Source organism: Pacificimonas pallii, assembly GCF_019204005.1.
Taxonomy (GTDB): Bacteria; Pseudomonadota; Alphaproteobacteria; order Sphingomonadales; family Sphingomonadaceae; genus Pacificimonas; species Pacificimonas pallii.
In genome coordinates, this window is record NZ_JAGSPA010000003.1 from 25,994 (window position 1) to 49,962 (window position 23,969).

The window sequence follows — 23,969 nt, forward strand, 5'->3', positions numbered from 1 at the left end:
TATCATGAAGCGATCACGTCTTTATTGCTGCGCGGCGGCCATTTCCTTATTCGCGTGCGCGCCTCTGAACGCCGCGGACCATGCGCTGATCATCGGCGCGTCGACATTTGAAGATCCCCGCCTGTCGCCCTATGCGCTTCCTGGTGCGGAGAAAGATGCGCGCGCAATGTTCGAAGCGGCAAGCACGCTGCTGGGCGCGGATAGCGAGATCACGGTCCTCAGCGGCGCCGACGCGACGCTTGGCGCGGTACGGGCAGGCTTTGCGCGTCTGCAGGCCCGCGCGCGCAAAGGTGACCGCGTAATGATCTATATCAGCGCCCACGGCACGCAGATCCCCGCCCTTTCGGACATGAGCGAGCAGGACGGTCTCGACGAGATATTGCTGCTTGCCGACGCGCAGCCATGGGATAGGGATCGCCGCACCATCCCCGGCGGCCTGCGGGACGATGAACTCGGCGCGGTTCTGGCAGGGCTGCGCGCGCACGGCGTCAGCGTCTTTCTGGCGATCGACAGCTGTACGGCGGCGGGCACCTTGAGACGTGCGAAAACTTCGGAAACCCATATGAGGCCGCGTGCCCTGCCCGCCGCCGCCCTTGCGATCCCGCGCAGCACGCGGCGCGGAGCGTTGCCGGATAGCAGCGGGTTCGCCGACGCGCGCGCTTTTGCCGGGGGCGGCCAATTCGTGGCCTTCACTGCGGGGGCAAGCGGTACGGCGGCGTGGGATACCGATACGGGCGGCCTCTTTACAGGCGCGCTGGTCGCCGCAATACATGCTGGCGGCGACACATTTCATGATGTCGCCCGGACGATGGACAGCCACCGGCGCGCGCGTCCGCTTCGCGGTCCCGAACCTGCCCTGTCGGGTGATTTGGCCACCCCCTGGTTCTTCACCGCAGGCTCGCGCTCGCTGCTTGAAGGCGCGCAGGCGCTGCCACGCGTGGAACTGTCGGCCAGACTGACCCTGACCGGCCAACCGGATTGCGCGCGCGCGACGGATGCGCGCAGGGTCAGCACGAACGACCGCATATTGCCTCGACATTGCGACCGGGTGGACGTGCATCTGCAACAGGACGACATGGTCCGCGTGGATGCCTGGTATCTCGATACTGGCGGCCACTATACGCCGCTGACAGAGCCTGCGGGCTATTTGACCGGGCGAAGCGGCGCAGCGCCCCTGACATTCACGTTTATCACCAAGGACCCGGTCAGTGGATTGTCCATGGCACCGGGCGAGGAACTGCTCATCTTGTTCCGCCGTGCGCTGGGCAGTGACAGCCCCGACGCCGCACAGATTATTCGGTTTCAGGTTGAGCCCTAATTTGAAATGACCACGACCTCACTGGCGACGCTGCCGCTATTTGCCAGGCTGACATCATACCGCGCCGCTGTCGCGGTCCAGCGGCACATGGGATGATAGGTGCGCCTCGCTTCCTTGCAAATGGAGAGTTCGCCGTCGCGCACGTTCAGGTCTAGCGCCGCGTCGCCATCGCCGATCGCGGCAACGGTCACGGCCTGACGCTGTGATGGGGTAATTCGCCAGTTGAGCGTTTCACCGGCATCCAGCCGCCGGGTGAAGCGGAGCGGACCCGCGCCCATGGTGGAAGCCATGACGCCCTTTGGCCGGACCGCCAGCAATGTTTCGGCCATCCCGATTACGGGCGAGCCAGCGGCGGCATATGCCTTCGCTTCATTTGCCCATGCCGTGACGAGTGGGTCGCCTGCCGCGCCGACGGTCGGCACGATATCGCTGCCCTCGAGCGATCCGGGGCGAACACCGCTATCCTGCAGGACGCGCGCGGCCACCAGCAGCGCATAAGGGTCCTCGTCCTGCCGCGCGAGCTCTGCCAGCCGCATCGCCAACGCGATACGGCCCGCGGGACTATCCTCAAGAGCGATGGCTGTATCGGCGGCGGCACCGGCTGTGCCCGGCGGCGCAGCCGGTGCGCAGGCCTGCAACGAGAGGGCGGACATCGCCGCGAATGCGAGACACTTCTTCATATGGATATACCTACGCGTATCGGCGGCAGCCTGCCACCTGAACCAACCTGACATTTTCATACGCGGCCTTTCCAACCGCGCTCACCCGCGCCAGAACGAACACATGACAGGTCGAGACGAAGTGCAGATGGATGAGCGCTTTCGGGCGCTATTCGTGGATCGCAGCGCGCTACTCCTGGAGGACGAGCCCGCCGTCGCCGGCTATCTGGCGTCCGTCCTTTCCCGTAATGGCTTCACATCCGTCGATACGGTGGCGTCAGGTGAGGACGCCGTTCGCCATGCCGGTGCACGCACCTATGACGTTCTGATTCTGGACCGCATGACCGCCGGATTGGACGGCCTAGGCGCCTTGGCGCAGATCCGCGCGGGAGACGGGCCATCACGCCGTGCCCCCGCCCTGTTCCTGACGGCGCTCGGTTCGGAGCGGCACAAGATCGAGGGGCTTGCGGCGGGAAGCGACGACTATGCCGTGAAACCGCTGTCCGACGTTGAACTGCTTGCACGCGTTGCCGCTCTCCTTCGGCGGTTTGCCTGGGCAAAGGAGGCAGCCCCTGCCGGCCAGGACATGACGATCTCAATCGGTTCGCTGATACTCGATCCGGGAAAGATGACAGCCGAGCTTTGCGGCCACAATCTGGATCTGACGCCGCGCGAACATTCCATTCTGCAGCTTCTGGCGCGCAATGTCGGCCTGCCCGTCACCCGCACCATGCTGTGGTCGGAATGCTGGTCGAACTATAATTTCATGCCGGAAAACGCCGCGAATACGATTGATGTGCACATGTCCCGCCTTCGGAAAAAACTCGATCCGGCCTGCGATTGCCTGCCCGATGAACTTTGTCCAATCATTGTCTCGGTGCGCAGCCAGGGTCTCATGCTGCGTAATCTGGCGGATGACTAGCCAGACATGGCACCGCTGAAACTGCCCCTGAGGACAGGGCTGCTGCTTGCCCTGTTTTCCGCCCTCGCGCTTGGCATTTCGATCGGCGGCCTCGTCCTGGTGGACAGGGAGGCACGGCGGCTTGAGGCCGCGACCGGCGCCGCTCGAGACCTTGCCGAAATCGAAGCGAAGTTGCCCGGCGCGCTCGCCGACCCGCAATCGGGTCCGCTCGTTGCGAGCGCGCTTGCCGAAATCGGTCAACTGGCTGGCGAGACGCAGCAGCCTCGTTTTATCTTTCTGCGCGGCGCGGACGGTACGGTACGCGGCGAAACGGCGATCTGGCCCACGGACGCGCGCCCATATCAGGAAAAATATCAATTATTTACGGCGCGCGGAGTGCCGGCGGCGGGGGTTGCGCGGCGGCTGGGAGATGGCGCCGAACTTCTGATTGGCCGACCTGTGCCGGGCAGCGCGCCGGTGCGAACATCACTGACCATCTGGGGGCTTGCCGCGGCCGTGCTGCTGCTCGGTCTCAGCGCCGCGACAGGCATTACCATCAGCCGGCAAACCACACGCCGCATCGCGCGCATGAATGCGCTGTGCGAACGCGTGGAGGAGGGCGATGTCGATGCGCGCCTGCCCGAAGAGGCACCGGTTGATGAGCTGGAGCAGCTTGGGCGTCACATGAACCGGATGCTTGAAGAGCTGGCCCGGCGCCTGGATGCGCTGCGAAGCGCCTCCGATAATCTGGCGCACGACCTTCGCACGCCGCTCAGCCGTGTGCAGGGCCATTTGTCACGCGTCGAATCCCTGGCGCTGAAATCGGATAATGTCAGCGCCGCCGAAGAGGCTGCGCTCGCATCCATCGAACTGGACCGGCTAATGCGGGCGTTCAACGCGCTGCTGGACCTGAGGGAGATCGAAACCGAACCCACCAGCCCACCGCAATTTTTCGATCTCGCGCTTGTGATCGCTGACGCGGTCGAACTGCACGAGGCGGTCGCGGAGGATCAGAAAGGCGTCCGCATCGAAAGGAGGGTCGCGCCGTGCCGCATGCGCGGCCATGCCTCGCTGGTCCTGCGCGCGGTGGCGAACCTCGTCGACAATGCGGTAAAAGTCAGCCCCCGCGGCGCGGTAGTCCTTGTCGAGAGCGATTGCGATGCGCGCGAAGTCCGCATTCGCGTCATTGACGAAGGGCCCGGTTTTCCGTCCTTTTCGCGATCTCCATCAACGCTCGGCGGCCACGGCATCGGTCTCAGCATCGTCCGCGCCGTCGCCCGCAGGCACGGCGGCAGACTGGAAACGGCATCGGGTGCGACGGGGGCAACCGTCACGCTTATCCTACGCAAATAGGTTTGCGGGCGGTCCGTGACCGTTATTGATGATCATGGCCTGCACATGCGGCGCGGCGCCCACATTGTCCGGTGGACTCCAGGCCTTTCGCCATATCGTATGAAGGCAAAGGCGATGATGGTGGGCCCGGAGGGACTCGAACCCCCAACCTAGCCGTTATGAGCAGCCAGCTCTACCATTGAGCTACAGGCCCCACCGGGCGGCAGCGGTGTTACCCGGTGCCTTCCGCCCGAGGCGTGTTGCGCAGGCGGCTGGCGGAGTCAATTACCTCTTCGCAGCTGACAGGTTCCACACCGCACCGCCGTAAACGGCCAAGCACGGCGTCGAACCAGCCAAAGAACTTCGACAGGTCGCTGGCATCGCGTACATAAGGCGTGTGTCCAGGTTCAACGGACGGGGAATGAAAACTGATCGAGATGATCTGATTTCCCTCGTCGATCATCTGCTGAACGGCATCGACCGCTTCATCGGCAGGTATCCCCTCCGGCGTCAGGGCGATGCGGCTGAGCAGGCGGCCGCGTGACAGGAACCCGTTCAGGTGCGGGACCCGGTTTGCCATGCGAAAAGCGGCTTCCCCAAAACCCCGCAGACCGCCTGTGAAGGCGCTCGACAGGGGCAGCTCCAGCAGGCGCTGCTCCGGCCCGGTCCAGTAAGGCATCGGTTCGATACCCCGGAAGCTCGGTCCGCCGCTGTCGCTATAGTCAAAAAACGGCCGTACCGAGACGTCCAGGCGGAAGCCAAGTTCATCGAGCAGCGCTTCGGTATTCGGCCCGACGCCGTAGCGTCCGGCGCGATAAACCAGAGGACGATTGCCGAAGCCCTTTTCAATCGCATCGCTCAGCGCCTCGATCTTTGCGCGTTCGACCGCCTTTGGCAGGTTGCCGGGGAAGCTGTTCTTTTCGACGACTTTTTCGATAAAGGGCGGATTGACCCATGGGTGGAGCTGCGCGCCAATGGTCGCGCCGCCATCCTCCTGAAATCCGCTGAGGACTTCGATGGCGTCGGGGTCTGTCGCCACGGGATAGTCAACCAGATAGGCCGGCTTCGCCCCGTAACTGCGCATCAGATTGTGAATTTCGGGCAGCGCCCTTACCGCCTTTACATCGGTGGCGTCACGGCGGCGCGGCTGAGACCAGTCAAATTCCTCTTCGGTATCGACGAAGATCAGGAAACGCTGCCCGAACGTGTCCGGGAAGCGAATATATTGTTCCGCGCGCGGTGCAAACATGCGGTGGTTATATGGCGGCATCGGTTAATGGACTACCGTGTTATTTCGCGGATCGCGAAAACCGGTGAAAACAGGCGATTGATAATATCAACCAGCTTCGTCGGGCGATTCGCGGCGGCCGATGCGACGTAGATCAGGTCGTCATCGCGCATCTGGAAACGCTGGGCGAGGAAATAGCCTGACGGCCGGAGCAGATCGACGCTGTAGATCGTCGGGCGCTCGGGATCATCGCGAAAGACGAAAACCGCGCTGGGATCGGCCAGATTTTCGGCTGGGCCGCCTGCCCGTGCAACCGCCTCTGCCAGCGTCACCGTCGGCGCTTCGAAACGGATTTCACGCACGCTGTTAAGCGCGCCAAAGGCCGTGATCGTACGAATATAGGGCACGAGTTCGATTCGGTCACCGGGCTGCAGCAACAGGTCGGCGGCGCTGCCGCTTTCAATCGCCATCAACGGCAATTCCACCATCCGGCCATCCCTGCGGAAGCGCAGCGCCACATCCTGCGGAGCGGCGGCAGGACCGCCCATCAGCACCAGCGCATCGAGCAACCGCTCGTTCGCCGCGCTCAGGTCAAAGCGGCCCTGACGGTTGACGAGTCCACCGAACAGCACAGAATTCGTTAGATTGCGGACGACCTGAACCTGCACCTGCGGCTGCTGGCTAAGCCCGCGATAGGCGCGTTCGATCCGTGTTGCCGCCTCCACAGGCGTAAGTCCGGCGATCGCGACATCACCAGCAAATGGCAAAGTAACGCGGCCGTCCCGCTGCACCTCCAGCGCGCTGATCTTGTTGGCGCGCGCAGACGCGTCGAACATGCTACCGCCGCCAGGCCGCATCTGTATATTGGAAGAGAACAGGGCCGCGCCCACTTCGTACAGCAGGACATCCACCATGTCGCCCGCGCCGATTCGCCGATTGTCCACGGCCGGCCGAGCGAGCGCCGCAAGATCGGCCGCACCGCTGCGCGGCATCGCCATTGCACTTACATTCCGCGCCGTAAGTTCAACGATCTGATACCCGATGGCGGCGGCGGCCTGTTTCTCGGTCAGGATTTCATTCGCCGTGGGACCGCGCGTGGGCAGGGTCGAACACGCCGTTATCAAGAACGACAGGGCGGCAATACTCAGAAGGCGCACGAACATGGTCTTTCCCCTCCCTCAAGCGTAAAGCGTAGCCACCATGATTCGGCTACAGAATGTCACGAAGAGCTACAAGCTAAAGGGTTTCACCAAGCCCGTACTGCACGGCGTCGACCTGCTGATCCAGCCCGGCGACAGCATCGGCATCATGGGCGCGAATGGCGCAGGAAAATCCACGCTGATGCGGATCTTGGGCGGCGTCGAACGACCGACCGGCGGGCATATTCATCGCGGTATGAGTACCAGCTGGCCGCTTGGCTATGGCTCCTGCTTCCAAAGCAGCCTCACGGGCGCCGACAATGCGCGTTTCATCGCGCGCATCTATCGCCGCGATCCCGGCGCACTGATCCGGTTCGTCGAAGAGTTTGCCGAACTGGGTCCGTTCCTGCGTCAGCCGGTCAGAACCTATTCCGCAGGCATGAATGCCCGTCTGGCGTTCGGCATCAGCCTGGCCATCGATTTCGACTGCTATCTGGTCGACGAAATCACGGCGGCGGGCGATGCCCGGTTCCGCGAACGCAGCCATGCCGCGCTGAGCGAACGGGCTGAGAACCGGACGCTTGTCATGGTCAGCCATGATCCCGGTACGCTGAGCACCTACTGCCGCACCGGCGCGGTTCTGGAACATGGCCGTCTTGTGCTGTTCGACAGCGTTGAAGAGGCCGTGATCCGTCATATGGAATTGCAGGCGGCGTGAGCAGCGCCTGGTAGATGGTCTCAACAATGAAGACTCGCGATTCCGCGTGAACACGGTGACATCTTAAACTCGCTTCTTAATGCCGACGCCCTGAATCTCATCATCCCGAGCGAAGTCGAGGGATGATGCGGACCTGCGTTTGACTGAGGTTCGAGATGACGGCTCACGAGCGGATGGAGGCGTCCTGCCTCTCCTCAAAGGGCAGCGACTTTACCATGGCGTCAAGGTCGATCAGCCGCGCCAGCAAATCGTCAAGCCTGTCCAGCGGCCAGCTATTCGGGCCGTCGGATAAGGCCGTATCGGGGTCCGGATGGGTTTCCATGAAGAGGCCGCTGATACCGGCGGCGACGGCGGCGCGCGCCAGCACCGGTACGGCGGAGCGGTCCCCGCCGCTCTTCGCCCCCTGCCCGCCGGGCCGCTGCGCCGAATGCGTCGCGTCGAAAATCACCGGACAACCCGTCTCGCGCATGTTCGCGAGGCTTCGCATGTCCACCACCAGATTATGATAGCCAAACGCCGTTCCGCGCTCCGTCAGCAGGATGGGCGCGTGGTCCGTGGCGGCGGCGGCCCGTGCCTTTGCAATCATGGGCAATGTGTCGGCGGGCGCCATGAACTGCGCCTTCTTGATGTTGACCGGCAGGCCGGTTTCGACGGCAGCGGCGATCAGGTCGCTCTGACGGGACAGAAACGCCGGAATCTGCAATATATCGGCGATGTCCGCCACTTCGGCGACCTGCGCCGTCTCGTGCACATCGGTGAGAAGCGGCAAGCCGGTCTCTGCACGCACCTTGTCCAATATGCGGAGACCTTCCGCCATGCCAGGGCCGCGGTAGGAATCGTGCGCCGTACGATTCGCCTTGTCGAAGCTGGATTTGTAGATCAGCAGTACATCGCGTTTCCGGGCAATCCCGGCCAGCGCCTCACCCGTGCGCAGCGCCATGTCCTCGCTTTCGATCACGCAGGGACCGGCAATCAGGAAGAGCGGCCGGTCGATGCCGACGTCATGCCCGCACAATCGCATCAGGACATGCCCTGGGCAGCCAGTGCCGCCTCCACAATGGACACGTCTTCGGGATTGTTGACCTCCCAGAAGGCGCCGGGCGCGTCGATCTCAACTGCGTCGACGCGCATGCCAGCATGCAGAAAGCGTAGCTGCTCAAGCCCCTCGGCGCGCTCCGCTGATGACATGGTGAGGCCAGGATAGGCCATCAGCGCCTCTCGCCGATAGGCATAGACGCCAAGGTGAAGGTAGATCGGTATTTCCTTATCGCGCTCAACGCCAAAGGGAAGCAGATGCTTGGAAAAATACAGCGCCCGTCCCTCCGCATCGGCGAGGACGCAGGTACCGCCGACGCGCCCCTCCGCCGCGTCGGCGATCAGGCGCGCGCGTACGTCGTCGCGCGCCCTGAACATCGGCGTGGACATGCACGCCTTCGGCCGATCGCGCAGTCTATCCAATAAGGCCGGTATCGCACCGCGCGGCGTCAGCGGCGAGTCGCCCTGTAAATTCACGATCATGTCAGCATGCGGCAGCAGCGCCAGCGCGGCGGCGCACCGCTCGGTGCCGTTGCGGCAATCCGCGGGCGTCATCAACACGTCGGCGCCAAATGCGCGCGCCGCATCGGCGATGCGCGTGTCGTCGGTCACCACATGGACGTCAGCATCGTCCGCCGAGGCACACGCAGCCTCCCATGTCCGCTGGATCAATGATTTACCTGAACCGTCAGCCCCGGAAAGCATCGCCAGCGGCTTCCCCGGGAAACGCTGTGACTGGTAGCGCGCCGGGATCAGGATACAGGTAGAGATCGCGCGACCTTTCGTTCATCAACGCCCGGACATATGGCCATTACTCCCGAAACGCCCGCTGCTGAAGCCGCGTGATGGGCCGCAGGATATAACTCCCCACGCTGCGCTTCTCACCGATCAGGCTGACGTCCGCAGTCATGCCGGGTCCGATGGGCAGCTGATTGCCCGCCTTGTCGGTAATTGCTTCCGCATCAGTGGCGACGCGCACCTCGTAAAAGCTCTCCCCCGTGCGCTCGTCGAGCGTGGTATCGGGGCTGATCGTTATAACCTTGCCGTCCATGCCGCCATAGACCGTCGGGTCATAAGCGGTGATGTTCACCTTGGCGTCCTGCCCGATCGCCACCCAGCCAATATCCTTGGTCTGGATCCGGGCCATGATCATCAGCGCATCATCGGTGGGCACCATTTCGACGAGCGGCTCGCCCGGCGACACCGAACCGCCCACAGTCGTTTTCAGCACGCGATTGATGCGGCCATCCAGCGGCGCGCGCACGATCGTTCTGTCGACACGTCCCTGTAGCGCCGACGTCGTCTGACGCATCGCACCGAACTCGCTTTGTACCGCGGCAAGCTCGTTGGCAGCGCGGGCGCGCCAGTCCTGACGCTGCTGGTTCAGGCTCGCACGGGCCTCGACAACGCCCGATCGCGCGCGGGTGACACCGGCGCTGGCTGCCGCGACGTCCGATTGCGCCACGGCGGCACGGCTTTCCGCCTGGATCAGCGACAAACGGGGTTCGATACCGCGCTCGACAAGCGGGCGCAGGATATCAAGCTCCCTGCGGGCCGCATCGGCCGCGCTTTCACGCGCATTCAGCGCCGCTTCGGCCTCGGCAACGGCGCGCTCGGACTGGTTCACACGCGCAGCAGCGGCGTTGGTGAGACTGGCAAGGTCGGCCATGCGGCTCGCATAAAGTGCGCGCTCAATTTCCACCTGCCCTTGCAGCGACGGCCCGCCGCCGCCGGGGAATACAGGCCTGCGTCCCGCGACTTCACCCTCAAGTCGCGCAATTTTCGCACGCAAGGCTTCGACGGAAATGCGGTTGGACCCAAACGCCGCGCCTGTCTCCGTACCATCCAGAGTGATGAGCGGATCACCTTTCTGGACAATATCACCGGCGCGCACATGTATCGTGTCGACGATCCCGCCCTCAAGGTTGGAAACGGTCTGCAATTGCTGCGACGGCACGACGCGCCCCTGCCCGCGCACGGTCACATCAAGCTCGGTCAGCGCGGCCCAGATCACGAAGATCACCACAACGCCGACGATGACGAACAACAGCCAGTTGGCCGCTGACTTGGGTTTTACACGCGAAACGCGGTCTTCCAGACGATCCGCGGACATCAGCTTGTCATCCGCGTTGTGACGAGGCCCTGATCAGCGCCGACCGGTTTTGCCTTCGTCGCGGCGGCCTGGTTCTGCGCCTCCCGCGCGGAGGCGGCGGCGCCCTGTTTTTGCAGCAATTCCATGACTTTTTCTTTCGGCCCGTCGGCAATCACCTTGCCGCGGTCCATCAGGATGATGCGGTCGACCAGTTTCAGAAATGGCGGCCGGTGCGTGATGACGATCGTCGTCTTCCCGGCAAGTTCCTTGTCGAGGCGCTGGAGTACCTGCGCCTCTGTCTGCGCGTCCATCTGGCTGGACGGTTCGTCGAGGAGAAGCACGCCCGGCGAACCGGCGAGCGCACGCGCGAGACCAATCGACTGGCGCTGTCCGCCGGACAGTCCTTCGCCGCGATCGGCAAGCCGGCGGTCATAGCCATTGGTGACGTGCTGCATGAAGCCATGCGTCCCCGCCAGCTTCGCCGCGCGCAGCATTTCCTCGTCGTCGATACCCGCCCGGCCGAGCGTGATATTGTCCCGCACCGTGCCGGACAACAGCACGGTTTCCTGCATTGTCGAGCCGATTTTCATCCGCAGCGTCTCCGGATCGATCTGGCGCACATCAAGGCCGTCGATCAGGACGGTTCCGTCCTCGGGTTCGTACAGGCCCAGCACAAGCTTGGCGATGGTCGACTTGCCCGAACCGACCCGGCCAAGAACAGCGACATGCTCGCCCTGCCTGATCGAGAAACTGACAGCATCCAGCGCCTTGTCCGCGGTATCCGGATATTTGAAACTGACATTGCGAAACTCGATTTCACCCTTGGGGTTGGCCAGTTTCAGCGCTTCACCAGCCGGCCCCTCCCGCGGCGTATTCATCAGGCCGTTGATCTGGCGATAGGCGGCGCGTGTCGTCGTCAGGCGGGACAGCAGGTTCGCGATCTGCGCCAATGGCGCAACCGCACGGCCCGCCAGAATTGAACAGGCGATCAAACCGCCCATGGAGAGACTGTTGCTGGCGATCTGGCCCACGCCAACAATGACAACGCCCGCATAGCTGATCATCTGCGCTGACTGGCTGAGGGTCACGCCGATATTGGCGATCAGCCGCTGCCGCAGCGAGGTATCGGCATGCTCGTCAAGCGCGTCCGCCCAGCGGCCACTGAGCATGTTGCCCGCGCCCGCGACCTTCACCGTTTCCAGCCCGCCGATGGTTTCCACCAGAACGGTCTGCTTCAGCAGGCCCTGTCCCATGCCCTTCGCGCTGAGGCGGTCCATCGCCGGATGCGTCAGATAACCAACAAGGATCACCAGCGGCACCATGGCCGCGGGGATGAAAACGACCGGCCCGCCAATAACGGCAATCACCGCCAGCGTCAGAAAGATGAAGGGGACATCGACAATCGCCGTCACCGTCGCGCTGGCGAAGAAATCGCGCAGCGTCTCAAGCTCCCGCAGCAGACCCGCCAAGGCGCCCGTCGATCCGCGTTTCGCATCGAGACGCACGCTCAGCAACTGCCTGAAAACCCGTCCGCCAATATCACGGTCAATGCTCGCCCCGGCCAGGTCGGTGAAATACCCGCGCAGCATCTTCAGGACGAAATCGAAAAAGATGACGATGCCAAGGCCGATGGACAGCGCAATCAGCGATTCCACCGCATTGTTCGGCACGACGCGGTCATAGACCACCATGGTGAACAGACTGGAGGCGAGCGCAAAAATATTAATGAACAGAGCCGCCAGGGCGACCTTGTAATAAACTGGCCGGTTTTCCCGAATCGGATCCATCAACCAGGCGGCAAAGCGTGGCGGCTTTCCCTTGAATTCCATCTCGCGCGTTTGCGCGCCCATCGTCTTCACTGCAAATTCCCCTGGGCATCGACACCGAGCGCGTCGAGCAAACGACCGGTCCTTGCGAGTAGCACATAATGCGCCGCGTCACGCTCGGTCAGCGCCTGAATATAACGGCCCGCGACCGAAAAAAAATTATCTTCGGCCTGTAGCACATCAAACAGATCACCGCGTGCGAATGCGAACCGTTCGGCAATGACATCACGTGTTCTGCGACTCGCGACATAATTTGTTTCCAAAGCAGCCAGCTGTGCCTCAAGCGCATCAACATCTGCCCAGGCGATGGCCGCTTCTCTTGCGGCTTCCTCCTCGACGGCGTCCGCGCGCGCGCGCTGGGCCAAAGCGCGCGCCTTTTCCGCATCCGCACGGGCGAAATTCCCGGCGAAGAACCGCTGCCGCAGGTTTACCGTCGCCCTGACATCATAGTCGGCACCCGCATCATTATCGAACACGCCGTAGCGTCCACCCTCTATTCCGGCAGAAACTGTCGGCAGATTGGATTTGCCAACGGCCCGGCTGTCGTCCCGACTCGCTTCGGCCTCTTCACGAGCGGCCTCCACCCCCGGCGCATTGCGGCCAAGGAACTGCGCCATATCCTTCGTGATCGACGGCACGTCCGGCGTGGGCGCACGGCGCGTCCCGGCGGGCGGCGGTGTCCCGATCAGTTCGGTGTAGCGCGCTTCGGCATTGGCGACGAGGCGGCGATATTGCGCCAGACTGGCCCCCGTGGACGCCAGCGAGGAATCCACGCGCGCCAGATCACCTTCGGCATTCACGCCCTGTTCGATGCGCTCCTCAATGGCATTGCGAAATCCCTGCTGGTTCAGCAGGAATCCCTCCGACAGCGTCACGAGCGCGCGATAGGCAAAAACATCATACCATGCCGATACCGCGGCCAACGCCGTCCGCTCAGCCGTCGCATCGGTTTCAAGTGCCGCCGCGGTCAACCGGTGCTTCGCCGCCTCGATCCGCGCCGACGACGCACCGAAGTCCAGAATTGTCTGCTGTACCGAGAAGGTCGCGTCCAGCCGCCCACGTGAACGCGCACGCTCGACCAGATTATCGGGATCATTACTGAAATTCCGCGCGAGGCTTTGTCGGCCGGAAACGCCGATTTCCACGTCGGGGATCAGACCCATTCTCGCCGCGCGGCGATTCGCCTTCGCCTCCGCCAGATACGCCTCAGCCTCGGCGACACGTGGATTGCGCGCGATTGCCGATGCGATGACGGTCCGAAATGCAACCTTTTCCTCTTCTTCACGGGACAGTTCGATGAGCGGATCGTTTTCCGCGGTGATTGCCATTGGATCGCCGGACGCGACCGGCAATTCCGCGCGTGCCCAGACATGAGATGCGAAAAGCAGAAGGGATGCCGCGCATAACAGCTTGCGATAGGGCATGATGTGTCTCGGGATCCTCAATCAGGCAAAATATCGTCGCCGGCCGCATTGCCTTACTCCAGCGAACGTCCGGCAACAAATCCCTCACACATGATGGTTAATTTTTTCGCAACACAGATAGCCAGTGACGGGCGGCAGGCTGCCCTCTGGCTTCGGCAAGACGAGCAATGTCGTCGGTAAACGCAAGGCCGGCAACGCCATTTTCGCACCAGATGACGATCGCGGGACGCCTGCCCATGCGAACACTCGTATAAACCAGGTCTTCGGCTTCGCTTAAGGCAAGGGCGGTTTCGACGCACACGCCGGTTTGGGACACGTCGATAACACGGGCATTGCTCGGCTTACCGTCGCGGATGAGAGCGGCCAGATGATTGGCATCGGCGCGTGGCTGGGCACGCGGTTCATCGGTCGGACGAAAAGTGACGTTCGTCATAGCGGCCAGGCTACAGCCGGGGCGTCAAGTGAGAACCGGGGAAGGCCGGTGGCCGCAGATAGACGGCCGGGACGCCGACTAGCAGAAATGAAAGCGGATTCCCGAATGTCCTCAGCACATTTTCCTCCATAATACATTTCAGCCCAGCCAATGTCATCCGTACCACCCAGCCTGGTCCGCCCAGCACTCACCTGCTCGTCACCGCGATGGTTGCGACGCCCTGGCGCACCGACTGCCGCTTACCAATGTTGCGCAATGCCTTGCGCAGCAGCACCGGCGGCCATGTGCGTGCGATATATCGACCGATAATCCTTCAATTTGCTTATCGCCGTAGTTCCCATCTCCTGACACCGGTCATGCCGGGCGCTGCCGCATCGCTTCGCGATGGACAGCACCGCCCCGTTTCCGGCATGACCGCCACCATGCCACAGCCCATCCTTTCCGTTCGCATAGAGCGTTTCCCGACCGACGGCGCATTCACGATTTCGCGCGGTGCCAAGACCCATGTGGACGTCGTGGTCGCTGAAATCACCATCGGGAATATCGTCGGCCGCGGTGAAGCCACGCCCATTTATTATCGCGGCGAGACCGCCGAGGGCGTCGCGACCGACCTGTTTCAGCTGGCAACCGCTGTCGCAGGCGGGATCACGCGGGAAGACCTGCTGAAAACACTGCCCGCAGGCGCCGCGCGCAACGCGCTCGATGCGGCACTGTGGGATACCGAGGCAAAGCTGACCGGCCGCCGCGTCTGGGAGCGCATCGGCCTCCCGAAACCTGCGCCGATCCTGACTGCCTATACAATCAGTGTCGGCGAACCCGAAGTCATGGCCGCCGCGGCGCGCATGGCGTCGGCCCGCGAACTCCTGAAAGTCAAAATGGCCGGCGAAGGCGATGAGGAGCGCATCGCCGCCGTCCGCGCCGCCGCGCCGCACACTCGTCTCATCGTCGATGCGAATGAGGCATGGGGTGATCTTGATATCGAAAGAATGGCGGCGGCGCTGGCCGTCCACCGCGTCGAACTCATCGAACAGCCGCTGCCAGCGGGCCGCGACGCCGAACTGGAACATGTGCGCGCCGCCGTGCCCTTTTGCGCCGATGAGAGCGTGCATGACCTCGCCAGCCTCGATAGCTGTCTTGGCCATTATGACTTCATCAACGTCAAGCTCGACAAATCAGGCGGCCTGACGGAAGCGTTGCGGCTGATCGAGGCGGCGCGCGCGGCTGGCATCGGCATTATGACAGGGTGCATGCTGTCGACGTCCCTTGGCATCGCACCCGCCTTCTACGCCGCCATGCAGGGCCAGTTCGCCGACCTCGACGGACCGCTCCTGCTGGCGAGAGATCGTCAACACGCGCTCACTTTCGAAGGATCGGACGTGCTGCCACCGACGGCGGAGCTATGGGGCTAGCCTGTTCATCGAACTGTCTGGCTGGGGCGGCAGGATTCGAACCTGCGAATGGCGGCATCAAAAGCCGCTGCCTTACCACTTGGCGACGCCCCAACATCTGACATGCCCGAATCCCGCTACGGCAGGGATTTGGAAGGGCGCATGTAATAGAAGCGTTCGCAGATGCAAAGGGCGGGTTGCCGCATGGCCGCGTGGCCGCTACCTCGCACCCGCGATTAACTTTGGAGAATGCAGCGCATGACCTATCTGGTAACCGGAGCCGCAGGGTTCATCGGCTATCACCTGTCCGACCGGCTTTTGTCGCGCGGCGAGACTGTCGTGGGCATCGACAATGTGAACGATTATTATTCCACGAAGTTGAAACGTGACCGCATTGCCGACCTGCAGCGCCGCCACAATGGCTTCACCTTTCTTGAAGTCGATTTCGCCGACCAGGACGCGCTCACAGAAGCGCTGAAGGGGCATAAGCCAACGCACGTGGCCCATCTGGGTGCGCAGGCCGGGGTCCGCTATTCCATAGAAAATCCGCACGCCTATGTGCAGTCGAATCTGGTTGGACATATCAACCTTTTGGAATATTGCCGTCATTCCGACAGCGTGGAGAATCTGGTCTACGCTTCGTCCTCTTCGGTTTATGGCAGCAATACCAACCTGCCCTTCAGTGTCGATGACCGTGTCGACCGGCCCATCAGCCTTTATGCCGCGACGAAGAAGGCAGATGAGCTGATGAGCGAAACCTATTCGCATCTGTACCGCCTGCCCCAAACGGGCCTGCGCTTTTTCACCGTATACGGTCCCTGGGGACGCCCCGACATGGCCATGTGGCTGTTCACAAAGGCCATTCTGGAAGGCAGGCCGATCAATGTCTTCGGCGAGGGCAATATGCAGCGCGACTTCACCTATATTGACGACATCGTCTCCGGTGTCGTTGCATGCCTCGACAATACGCCGCCCGATGATGGCCAGCCGAAGGCGGGGGGCTCGGTTAACCCGCATCGACTGTACAATATCGGCAATCACCGTTCCGAAGAACTTGGCCACATGATCTCGCTGATCGAGAAGGCTGTCGGCAAGGAAGCCGAGAAGATCATGATGCCGATGCAGCCTGGCGACGTGCGCGCGACCTATGCCGATATCGACGCGATCTCGGGCGATCTTGGCTACGAACCGACCACGACCATAGACGAGGGCGTCCCCAGGTTCGTCGACTGGTACATGCGTTATCACGGTCTGAGATGAACTATTTGCTGTGGGGCATATTCGGACCGGCGGGATGGCCCGTCTGGTGCTTCATGGCGGGAACATATGCGCTGTTTACGTGGCGCGAGCGTCTGGCAAAATTTCTGACGGGTCTTGGAACACTGCTCGCCATCGGCCTGCTGTTCCTGCCGACGGGGCCTTATCTGGTGCTTTCGCTGGAAGAGCAGTTTGCGTGGGAGCTGCCGGAACAGGCACCCGACAATATCCTGATGCTGACTGGCGGGGAACATATTCGTGCGTCGGCTCGAACCGGCCGCGTCGAGACCGGCTTTCACGGCGACCGGCTGTCCGCCACGCTCGAACTGGCGAAGATGTATCCGGGTGCGAAAATCTGGGTGGCCGGGTTCGGCGAAGACGGGGTTCACCCTGCCAGCGATACCGATATCACGTCACGCTACTGGCAGATCGGCGGCGTCCCGGCAGACCGGATTACCGAGGTTGAGGGCACCGGCGACACCTGTCAGAATCTCACCGGCTATTCAGCGCAGGAACCGACAGGCAGCACGCTTCTCGTGACATCCGGTTTCCACATGCCAAGATCAATGGCATGCGCGGCCGCCGCGGGCATGGACGTCATTCCCTACCCTGTTGATGCGCAGACGGGGCTGCCGATCCGGTGGGCGCCGAATATTGCGAACAACGCCTATCAGTTGAGCATTGGCGTGCACGAATATGTCGGTCTGCTCTGGTACCGGCTGCGCGGCAGGCTTTAGCGTTTTTTCCTACGCACCCTCAGAGCTGCCAGCGGCGGAAGTCGCCCTGAATATCGCGTTCACGCCATGCCCCCTTGATATCGGCCAGCAGGCCGCCTGGTTTCACCAGGTCGTTGAGCTTGGCGTCGTCCAAATTGACATATTCGTCATGGGCAACAGCCATGACAACAGCGTCATATTTTCGTCCATCAAGCGCGCCTGAGTCCAGCGTCAGGCCATATTCCTCTTCCGCCTCCGCTGGATCAGCCAGCGGATCGTGTACCGTTACATTGTGACCCAGCCACTTCAGCCGGTCGATCACGTCGACGACTTTCGAGTTTCTGAGATCCGGCACGCCTTCCTTGAAGGTTAGCCCAAGGACAAGAACATTCCCTGCCTTCAGCAAATGATCATGAACGCGGTCGGCGACGAAAGCGCCCATACCATCGTTGATGGATCGTCCCGCAAGAATAACGCGCGGGAGATGACCGAGTTGCTGTGCCTTATAGCTTAGATAATAAGGGTCGACGCCGATGCAGTGACCGCCGACCAGGCCCGGCGAGAACTTCAGAAAGTTCCACTTCGTCCCCGCAGCATCCAGCACATCATGCACAGACAAGTCCATCTTTTGAAAGATGACCGCGATCTCGTTCATGAACGCGATGTTGATATCGCGCTGGGCGTTCTCGATGACCTTCGCGGCTTCCGCTGCCTTGATCGAGGCGGCCAGGAAGGTACCGCCAGACGTGACCTGACCATACATTTCACACAGCATATTGCCGATCTCCGCATTCTCGCCGGAGACGACCTTCATAATCTTGTCGACGGTATGCACCTTGTCGCCCGGATTGATACGTTCGGGTGAGTAGCCAAGGAAAAAATGCGTCCCCTGTTTCAACCCTGAAACGTCCTCGATCAGCGGACCGCAAATTTCCTCGGTAACGCCGGGATACACCGTGCTCTCGTACACAATCGTGCGGACCTTCCGGTCATCAAGCACACCGGCGAGGGCCCGCGTGGCGCCGCGGACCGGGCCGAGATCCGGCTGATTCGCGGCATCGACCGGGGTCGGCACGGTGACGATCAGAATGTCTGCATCAGCCGCGTCCGACATGCTTTCCGAATAGGCCAGCTTGCTCGCCTGCAGGGGGCCATCGGCAACCTCACCGGTCGAATCGTGGCCCCCCTTCAGCGCAGCCACCCGCGCGGCGTTCACGTCAATTCCGATCGTATCGAAGTGCTTCGCCAGCTGCACGGCGAGCGGAAGACCGACATAGCCGAGGCCAATCACGGCGATTTTTGATTCCGGCGACAGCTTGGTCACGGGGGGTGTCCTTTCAGGTTGATTCGCTAAGCCGCTTAGGCAGAAAAAGTTTAATTCCGGTCAGCAACAATAAGGGTGGTGGCGATTGCCTGCGCGATACCGCCAAATATGCCAGTGATGGTCTGTGCGATCTCCAGGCCGAGAAGCGGGGTCAGGTCTTTCGGTACGATGACCGTCGACCCCGGCGGGAGGACGACATCCGACCGCCGCCAGAAACTGCGCCGCGTTGGCTGCGCCGTTCCGTTCGGATAGACGACAAAAATACGCGATTTGTCGGTATTTCCAGCGGTACCGCCGGCCTCACTGACATATTCGTCAACCGATTTGCCGGCCTGGAACTGAAGCGCGCCTGGACTGAGAACACTGCCAAAAACGTAAACCGCCGTGGGCTGGTTGGGGACATGCAGGGCATCGCCGCCCTCCAGCAGCGGGTCGAGATCGGGGCGGGCCCTGAGGGCCAAGGGGTCCGCCTCGACGACCATGCGCCCCGGCATGTCTGTCTTCGACATGGAATCGATAATTTGCGATACAGCGCCGACCGCCTCCGCATCGACCTCATCGCGCGCGGCGAGCGCGAGCACGGTTTCACGCAGCTGGCGCGCGGTCCTTGCCTGCGCTGCTTGCTGCGCGTCCCGTACGCTTTGCCGCGTCAGGACCGCGCCATATGGATACGCATTCTGCGTATAGCCTCCTGCCCTTGCGATCAGCTGTGACAACCGCTCGCCTGGGCGTATCGCATAGAGACCGGGGCTAACAAATTCTCCTGTCAGCAATACAGTTCCATCTTCCGAATTCCGAAGCGGTGCCGTTACGCGCAATTCGTCACCGGGTCCGACGATTATGTTCGCCAGCCCGGAAACGTCGCCGCCAGCGGGCAACGCAAATCGGTCAAACTGGTCGCCGCGCACAACCTCAATCGTGCCGTCCCTGACAGCGGCCAGGACACCGTTCGCAGCGGCAATGACTGTTGCGGCAGACTCGTTATTCGCGACAGGATAAGCGCCCGGGCGCCGTACCGAGCCGCCAATGCTCACGGATTGTTCGAGCACGAACGTAAGCAGTTCCACATTCTCCAGGAACACTTCGGGACATGGGCTTTCGATATCCTGTTCGGGCATATTTTCGAGCGCGCCATCATTGCCCGCAAGCAGCTGGCCGGTCGCCACGACTTCGGATGTCTCACTGTAGAAATTGTTACGCAGCAGGGCATTAAACCGGGGTGACTGCGTATCGGAAACAAGATCGCGCAAATCCTCAAGAACGGGGCATTCCGCGTGTTGGCCGCCGGCGAGAATTTCCCGTACCGAGGTGCTGTTCAGAAAGGAAATATCATCCCTGCTGAATATAATCAGCCGGTCTTCGGCGCGGAGAGGCACGGGAGATGTGCCGTCCAGCGCGGACAGCAGATCGACGGCTTCAAACTCCTGCAGCCCGCTTGTCAGGCTGCGACGGCGAAGGACGGCCATCGGCAGATAGGTACCGAGCCGAAGTTCCTGCGATGAGCCGATAAGATCAGCGACGGTCCCCGCCGCGCCAAGGGGCCTGGGTCCGGGATTGCTGACAAAACCGGCGAGCGAAACGCGGTTCTGTTTGCCGCCCGTACTGCCGCCGAGAATCAAGACGCCGTCACCTGCGCGCAGCCGGGAGTTCGGGCCATCGAGCGAAACGAAATTTTCCTGGCCATCATCCTCGATGCGGCTGACCGAGACGCGATAACCACGCGGCGGAACGGCGCCGCCAGCATAGGCCAATACATCGCCAAGCGTGGTATTGCCGCGAATCTCGTAAATCCCTGGCCGCGCGACGCCGCCGCTAATGGCGACGGTATCGCCGATGACGGGCACGATGATCCTGTCGCCGTCCTGAACGCCGGCGGACGAAGGTGTCCCAATGCCGAGCAGGCCATAGAGATCGACCGTCCGCGCTGCGCCGCGCCGATATAATTTCACATTGCGCAGCGTACCGCTTTTACGAATGCCGCCTGCCCGCGCGATGACCGACGCAATGTCGGCCATGGATGTCACCTGATACTGTCCCGGCCTTGCGACCTCACCGCCTACCAATACCGTGATCGAGCGGACGCCGCCAAGCGAGACATAGACATCCGTTCCAAGAAGATTGCGCCTAGTCGCACCGGCGATCTGCCGGCGGACGTTGCCGAGCGTGCGGCCCGCCGCCTGAAGCGGGGGCAGCGAAGCGACGATCAGCCGTCCATCCCGCGCGACGCGGGCTGTATTGCTGCTGCTCGTCGCGCCGGAAAACGTGACGAGGAGTTCATCACCAACGCCAAGCACGTACGAGTCGCCGACCTCGCCGGTTATCGGGGTCAGCTCTCCGGGTGCCGACTGGAAGAGATCGTAGCCGAATTGCCGAAGAGTTTCCGACGCGAGGCGCTCACGATATTCCTCTTCGAGGATCGATACCGGCAGAAGCGCGTCCAATTGCTGGCGCGAACGCGCCCTGCGAACTTCCAGTTCCTCAAGCGTTGGTTCGCCGCCGCTAAAAGACGGCTCACGAATATCGGGCTCTCGCTGCCGGTCCAATTGCTCCCCAGGGTCGGCCTTTGGCAGGCCGCCGCCCGCCTGCCGCTGAAGCCGTTCGATTAGCTCAGCCGATGGCTGCTGCGCGTATCCAGGCAGCGTTATGAATGACGCGAACGTCAGCGCGAGAACGGCTGCAAGAGCGCAAACCCCGAACGGCTGACGACGCGACCCGAACAGTTTCATGCCTTTTGAATTCCTCGTTGAACCGCCATCGACTGGAAGTGCGTTTTTTACTAAAAGAGCGCACCGCGCATTAGCGGTACCAACTGTCATCGGCAACCATATGGCCCCGGGCCTATTTATTGCTAAGTCGGCCGTTCGCCATGTCGAGATACTGTTTGCGCAGACCGAGCGACAGTTCGCCCACCTCAAACCGCCAAGGGCCAATTTCCGAAACCGGCGTCACCTCTGCCGCCGTCCCTGTGAGGAAGCACTGCTCAAAACCCTCGAGTTCTTCCGGCCAGATCGCGCGCTCGACGACCTCAATGCCATTCTCGCGTGCAATTCCCATCACGGTCCGGCGTGTAATGCCATCCAGAAAGCAGTCCGGTGTTGGCGTATGCAGCTTTCCGTCCTTCAAAAAGAAAATATTGGCGCCAGTGGATTCCGCAACCTGTCCGCGCCAATCGAGCATCAGGGCATCGCCATAACCCGCGTCAGCGGCGGCATGTTTCGCCATTGTGCAGATCATGTAAAGGCCCGTGGCCTTTGCGTTCGTGGGCGCGGTGTAAGGTGCCGGGCGCCGCCACTTGGCAATATTCATCCGCAAGCCCTTGCGAATGGCATCCTCGCCAAAATACGCGCCCCATTCCCAAACTGCGATGGCCAGATGCGGCTTCGTCTTCTGGGCAGCTACGCCCATCTGCTCGCTACCGCGCCATGCAATCGGCCGCTGATAACAATCGTTCAGGCCGCTCTTCTCCATGACGTCGATGCAGGCGGCGTCAATCTCTTCGCGGGACCAGGGCAGATCAAAGCCAAGAATATTCGCCGAATCGATGAGGCGCTGATTATGCTCCTCCATCTTGAAGATCTTCCCATTATAGCCGCGCTGCCCTTCAAATACGGCGGAGGCATAATGCATCGCATGGGTCAGAATATGAACATTCGCCTCGCGCCAGGGCTTTAGCTCACCATCAAACCAGATCCATCCGTCGCGGTCATCATAGGTCTGCTCTGCGAGCGGGTCAGTTGATTCAGCCATATCAGGAGCACTTTCTGCAAAGTTCGATTTTCGGAAACCGGGTTTACACGCATCTTCCTTGCCGAAAAGCTGCGAGCGGTGCAAGAACATGGCAGCATGACTGACCTTCCTACCCCACGCACGCCGCCGGGCGTCCCGGAGGCATCGCCGCTTTTTCTGCGGGAAAGCGAGGTCCGCCGCGGCATCGAGCTGCTGTATTTTGGCTACACCGACCTGATTCGCGAAGCGGATGCACGGCTTGCAAAGAGCGGTCTTGGCCGCGCGCATCACCGTGCGCTTTACTTTATCGCGCGCCGCCCCGGCCTGTCGGTTGGTGACCTGCTTGGCCTGCTCAACATAACAAAACAGTCGCTGAGCCGGGTCCTGGGCGACTTGACGACAAGGGAACTCGCGTCGCTGGAAAAGGGCAAACGCGACCGGCGGCAACGCCTTATCACGCTGACCGACGCCGGCCTGCGCCTCGAACATGAACTTTTCGAATTGTTACGCCTGCGCATGGCGGGGGCCTACGCCGCCGCCGGACAGGATTCAGTGTCCGGATTCTGGCAGGTTCTGGCCGACCTGCTGCCGTCCGAACGCCGGGATGAAATACTCATCATGCAAGCCGCTGACCGCTAGTCGGCCTGGTCCTCCTGACCCATTTCCCGTGAACGCGCGGCGGCTGCCCTGACTGCCGACCTGACCACGGCGGGCAGACCTGGCTCCTCGTCAAGGGCTTCAAGCCCAGCCTGCGTCGTCCCGTTGGGACTAGTGACCGCGACTCGCAGTTCCGTGGCACTGCGTTCATCCTGGCGCAGCAGTTCACCGGCACCGATAATCGTGCCGCGCGCCAACGCATGTGCCGCCTTTTCGGGAAGTCCCGCCGCAATCCCCGCCGCTGCGAGTGCCTCCACCATGCGGAACACATAAGCCGGGCCAGATCCTGAGACCGCCGTCAGCGCATCGAACTGTCCTTCCTCCGTCAACCAGTGCGTTATGCCCACGGCATTGAACAGTTTCGAAACCACCATCCGCTGTTCTTCAGTCAGATCGTCCGCATACAGACCCGTGACGCCGCGCCCTACTTGGGCCGGCGTGTTGGGCATGGCCCGGACCGGCGTCCCGGCAGGAACAAGCGCGGCGATCCTGGCAAGGCCAAGCCCTGCCATGACGGAAATGAACAGGCTGCGCTCGTCAAGACGTTCAGAAAGCGTAGCCAGAGCGGTCGCCGCCAGATGCGGTTTCACCGCGCCGACCACGATATCGGGGATGCCGTCCACATCCGCGATCGACGGGAATTTCTCGCAACCAGCAGGAACCGCAATATTGGCGGGATCGACCAGAACGATACGATCCGCTACCTTTGCGAGACACCAGCGTGAAAGCAGCGCGCCGCCCATATTGCCGCCGCCGATTACCCACAATGTTCTGATTTTGTTCGTAGCCATTCCCG

21 protein-coding genes and 2 tRNA genes are annotated in these 23,969 nt (G+C 62.0%); 8 read left to right on the forward strand and 15 right to left on the reverse strand.

Going from position 1 to position 23,969, the window contains the following annotated elements; all coding sequences use genetic code 11:
* Positions 1-4 precede the first annotated feature (4 nt).
* Positions 5-1,318 (forward strand): caspase family protein, encoded by a 1,314-nt coding sequence (locus tag KCG44_RS08785; protein ID WP_218445704.1) that lies wholly within the window; start codon positions 5-7, stop codon positions 1,316-1,318.
* Here KCG44_RS08785 and KCG44_RS08790 read toward each other — a convergent pair.
* Positions 1,315-1,998, reverse strand: coding sequence for a hypothetical protein (locus tag KCG44_RS08790; RefSeq protein ID WP_218445706.1), 684 nt, complete (start codon positions 1,996-1,998; stop codon positions 1,315-1,317). The two genes, KCG44_RS08785 and KCG44_RS08790, sit on opposite strands and share 4 nt — an antisense overlap.
* A gap of 103 nt (positions 1,999-2,101) precedes the next feature.
* Between KCG44_RS08790 and KCG44_RS08795 the strand changes: the two genes are divergently transcribed.
* Positions 2,102-2,899, forward strand: coding sequence for a response regulator transcription factor (locus KCG44_RS08795; RefSeq protein WP_218445707.1), 798 nt, complete (start codon positions 2,102-2,104; stop codon positions 2,897-2,899).
* 6 nt (positions 2,900-2,905) lie between these two features.
* Entirely contained in the window at positions 2,906-4,231 is a 1,326-nt protein-coding gene (locus tag KCG44_RS08800; protein ID WP_218445708.1) for a HAMP domain-containing sensor histidine kinase, read from the forward strand.
* 118 nt (positions 4,232-4,349) lie between these two features.
* On the opposite strand, the gene KCG44_RS08805 is transcribed toward KCG44_RS08800, so the two are convergent.
* The 3 genes from KCG44_RS08805 to KCG44_RS08815 all read right to left on the reverse strand — a co-directional run bounded on the left by KCG44_RS08805 (position 4,350) and on the right by KCG44_RS08815 (position 6,601).
* A tRNA-Ile gene (locus tag KCG44_RS08805) sits at positions 4,350-4,424 on the reverse strand.
* 18 nt (positions 4,425-4,442) lie between these two features.
* Positions 4,443-5,459, reverse strand: a complete 1,017-nt coding sequence (locus KCG44_RS08810; RefSeq protein ID WP_218445709.1) for a polysaccharide deacetylase family protein — start codon at positions 5,457-5,459, stop codon at positions 4,443-4,445.
* 32 nt (positions 5,460-5,491) lie between these two features.
* Complete coding sequence (locus KCG44_RS08815; RefSeq protein WP_218445711.1) at positions 5,492-6,601, reverse strand: polysaccharide biosynthesis/export family protein; 1,110 nt, start codon at positions 6,599-6,601, stop codon at positions 5,492-5,494.
* A 37-nt stretch (positions 6,602-6,638) separates the two neighbouring features.
* Between KCG44_RS08815 and KCG44_RS08820 the strand changes: the two genes are divergently transcribed.
* Complete coding sequence (locus tag KCG44_RS08820) at positions 6,639-7,295, forward strand: ABC transporter ATP-binding protein (protein ID WP_218445712.1); 657 nt, start codon at positions 6,639-6,641, stop codon at positions 7,293-7,295.
* 163 nt (positions 7,296-7,458) lie between these two features.
* On the opposite strand, the gene kdsA is transcribed toward KCG44_RS08820, so the two are convergent.
* The 6 genes from kdsA to KCG44_RS08850 form a co-directional block, all read right to left on the reverse strand.
* Entirely contained in the window at positions 7,459-8,316 is an 858-nt protein-coding gene (gene kdsA / locus KCG44_RS08825; RefSeq protein ID WP_218445713.1) for a 3-deoxy-8-phosphooctulonate synthase, read from the reverse strand.
* Entirely contained in the window at positions 8,316-9,101 is a 786-nt protein-coding gene (locus KCG44_RS08830; RefSeq protein WP_218446285.1) for a 3-deoxy-manno-octulosonate cytidylyltransferase, read from the reverse strand. The genes kdsA and KCG44_RS08830 overlap by 1 nt, the downstream gene beginning before the upstream one ends.
* 40 nt (positions 9,102-9,141) lie before the next feature.
* The gene (locus tag KCG44_RS08835) at positions 9,142-10,443 is read right to left on the reverse strand and encodes an HlyD family type I secretion periplasmic adaptor subunit (protein WP_218445714.1); all 1,302 of its coding nucleotides are present in this window, start codon (positions 10,441-10,443) and stop codon (positions 9,142-9,144) included.
* Positions 10,443-12,272, reverse strand: a complete 1,830-nt coding sequence (locus KCG44_RS08840) for a type I secretion system permease/ATPase (RefSeq protein ID WP_255536501.1) — start codon at positions 12,270-12,272, stop codon at positions 10,443-10,445. The genes KCG44_RS08835 and KCG44_RS08840 overlap by 1 nt, the downstream gene beginning before the upstream one ends.
* A gap of 5 nt (positions 12,273-12,277) precedes the next feature.
* Positions 12,278-13,672 carry a TolC family protein gene (locus KCG44_RS08845; protein WP_218445716.1) on the reverse strand — a complete coding sequence of 465 codons (1,395 nt, stop codon included), beginning with the start codon at positions 13,670-13,672 and terminating at the stop codon, positions 12,278-12,280.
* Between the two features lie 97 nt (positions 13,673-13,769).
* Positions 13,770-14,105, reverse strand: coding sequence for a PilZ domain-containing protein (locus KCG44_RS08850; protein ID WP_218445717.1), 336 nt, complete (start codon positions 14,103-14,105; stop codon positions 13,770-13,772).
* 422 nt (positions 14,106-14,527) lie between these two features.
* Between KCG44_RS08850 and dgcA the strand changes: the two genes are divergently transcribed.
* Entirely contained in the window at positions 14,528-15,514 is a 987-nt protein-coding gene (gene dgcA, locus KCG44_RS08855; RefSeq protein WP_218445718.1) for an N-acetyl-D-Glu racemase DgcA, read from the forward strand.
* 18 nt (positions 15,515-15,532) lie between these two features.
* Here dgcA and KCG44_RS08860 read toward each other — a convergent pair.
* A tRNA-Gln gene (locus KCG44_RS08860) sits at positions 15,533-15,607 on the reverse strand.
* A 144-nt stretch (positions 15,608-15,751) separates the two neighbouring features.
* Between KCG44_RS08860 and KCG44_RS08865 the strand changes: the two genes are divergently transcribed.
* Together KCG44_RS08865 and KCG44_RS08870 are read left to right on the forward strand one after the other, a co-directional pair.
* Positions 15,752-16,753, forward strand: a complete 1,002-nt coding sequence (locus KCG44_RS08865; protein ID WP_218445720.1) for an NAD-dependent epimerase — start codon at positions 15,752-15,754, stop codon at positions 16,751-16,753.
* On the forward strand, positions 16,750-17,487 hold the full coding sequence (locus KCG44_RS08870; protein ID WP_218445721.1) for a YdcF family protein: 738 nt from the start codon (positions 16,750-16,752) through the stop codon (positions 17,485-17,487). The genes KCG44_RS08865 and KCG44_RS08870 overlap by 4 nt, the downstream gene beginning before the upstream one ends.
* 19 nt (positions 17,488-17,506) lie before the next feature.
* Here KCG44_RS08870 and KCG44_RS08875 read toward each other — a convergent pair whose 3' ends face one another.
* The 3 genes from KCG44_RS08875 to KCG44_RS08885 all read right to left on the reverse strand — a co-directional run bounded on the left by KCG44_RS08875 (position 17,507) and on the right by KCG44_RS08885 (position 22,537).
* Positions 17,507-18,790: a nucleotide sugar dehydrogenase gene (locus tag KCG44_RS08875; protein WP_218445722.1), complete on the reverse strand. Its 1,284-nt coding sequence runs from the start codon at positions 18,788-18,790 to the stop codon at positions 17,507-17,509.
* 50 nt (positions 18,791-18,840) lie between these two features.
* A complete protein-coding gene (locus tag KCG44_RS08880; RefSeq protein ID WP_218445723.1) occupies positions 18,841-21,516 on the reverse strand; it encodes an SLBB domain-containing protein in 2,676 nt (891 codons plus the stop codon).
* A gap of 112 nt (positions 21,517-21,628) precedes the next feature.
* Positions 21,629-22,537, reverse strand: coding sequence for a branched-chain amino acid aminotransferase (locus KCG44_RS08885; RefSeq protein WP_218445725.1), 909 nt, complete (start codon positions 22,535-22,537; stop codon positions 21,629-21,631).
* Between the two features lie 96 nt (positions 22,538-22,633).
* On the opposite strand from KCG44_RS08885, the gene KCG44_RS08890 reads away from it, so the two are divergent.
* The gene (locus tag KCG44_RS08890; RefSeq protein WP_218445726.1) at positions 22,634-23,155 is read left to right on the forward strand and encodes a MarR family winged helix-turn-helix transcriptional regulator; all 522 of its coding nucleotides are present in this window, start codon (positions 22,634-22,636) and stop codon (positions 23,153-23,155) included.
* Here KCG44_RS08890 and proC read toward each other — a convergent pair.
* Positions 23,152-23,964 (reverse strand): pyrroline-5-carboxylate reductase, encoded by an 813-nt coding sequence (proC, locus tag KCG44_RS08895; RefSeq protein ID WP_218445727.1) that lies wholly within the window; start codon positions 23,962-23,964, stop codon positions 23,152-23,154. The genes KCG44_RS08890 and proC overlap by 4 nt on opposite strands.
* Positions 23,965-23,969 lie beyond the last annotated feature (5 nt).

Excerpts from the sequence above, each read along its gene's own strand:
- KCG44_RS08785 (WP_218445704.1), top strand. The coding sequence starts at position 5 with ATGAAGCGATCACGTCTTTATTGCTGCGCGGCGGCCATTTCCTTATTC.
- KCG44_RS08790 (WP_218445706.1), bottom strand. The coding sequence starts at position 1,998 with ATGAAGAAGTGTCTCGCATTCGCGGCGATGTCCGCCCTCTCGTTGCAG.
- KCG44_RS08795 (WP_218445707.1), top strand. The coding sequence starts at position 2,102 with ATGACAGGTCGAGACGAAGTGCAGATGGATGAGCGCTTTCGGGCGCTA.
- KCG44_RS08800 (WP_218445708.1), top strand. The coding sequence starts at position 2,906 with ATGGCACCGCTGAAACTGCCCCTGAGGACAGGGCTGCTGCTTGCCCTG.
- KCG44_RS08810 (WP_218445709.1), bottom strand. The coding sequence starts at position 5,459 with ATGTTTGCACCGCGCGCGGAACAATATATTCGCTTCCCGGACACGTTC.
- KCG44_RS08815 (WP_218445711.1), bottom strand. The coding sequence starts at position 6,601 with ATGTTCGTGCGCCTTCTGAGTATTGCCGCCCTGTCGTTCTTGATAACG.
- KCG44_RS08820 (WP_218445712.1), top strand. The coding sequence starts at position 6,639 with ATGATTCGGCTACAGAATGTCACGAAGAGCTACAAGCTAAAGGGTTTC.
- kdsA (WP_218445713.1), bottom strand. The coding sequence starts at position 8,316 with ATGCGATTGTGCGGGCATGACGTCGGCATCGACCGGCCGCTCTTCCTG.
- KCG44_RS08835 (WP_218445714.1), bottom strand. The coding sequence starts at position 10,443 with ATGTCCGCGGATCGTCTGGAAGACCGCGTTTCGCGTGTAAAACCCAAG.
- KCG44_RS08840 (WP_255536501.1), bottom strand. The coding sequence starts at position 12,272 with ATGGGCGCGCAAACGCGCGAGATGGAATTCAAGGGAAAGCCGCCACGC.
- KCG44_RS08845 (WP_218445716.1), bottom strand. The coding sequence starts at position 13,672 with ATGCCCTATCGCAAGCTGTTATGCGCGGCATCCCTTCTGCTTTTCGCA.
- KCG44_RS08850 (WP_218445717.1), bottom strand. The coding sequence starts at position 14,105 with ATGACGAACGTCACTTTTCGTCCGACCGATGAACCGCGTGCCCAGCCA.
- dgcA (WP_218445718.1), top strand. The coding sequence starts at position 14,528 with ATGCCACAGCCCATCCTTTCCGTTCGCATAGAGCGTTTCCCGACCGAC.
- KCG44_RS08865 (WP_218445720.1), top strand. The coding sequence starts at position 15,752 with ATGACCTATCTGGTAACCGGAGCCGCAGGGTTCATCGGCTATCACCTG.
- KCG44_RS08870 (WP_218445721.1), top strand. The coding sequence starts at position 16,750 with ATGAACTATTTGCTGTGGGGCATATTCGGACCGGCGGGATGGCCCGTC.
- KCG44_RS08880 (WP_218445723.1), bottom strand. The coding sequence starts at position 21,516 with ATGAAACTGTTCGGGTCGCGTCGTCAGCCGTTCGGGGTTTGCGCTCTT.
- KCG44_RS08885 (WP_218445725.1), bottom strand. The coding sequence starts at position 22,537 with ATGGCTGAATCAACTGACCCGCTCGCAGAGCAGACCTATGATGACCGC.
- KCG44_RS08890 (WP_218445726.1), top strand. The coding sequence starts at position 22,634 with ATGACTGACCTTCCTACCCCACGCACGCCGCCGGGCGTCCCGGAGGCA.
- proC (WP_218445727.1), bottom strand. The coding sequence starts at position 23,964 with ATGGCTACGAACAAAATCAGAACATTGTGGGTAATCGGCGGCGGCAAT.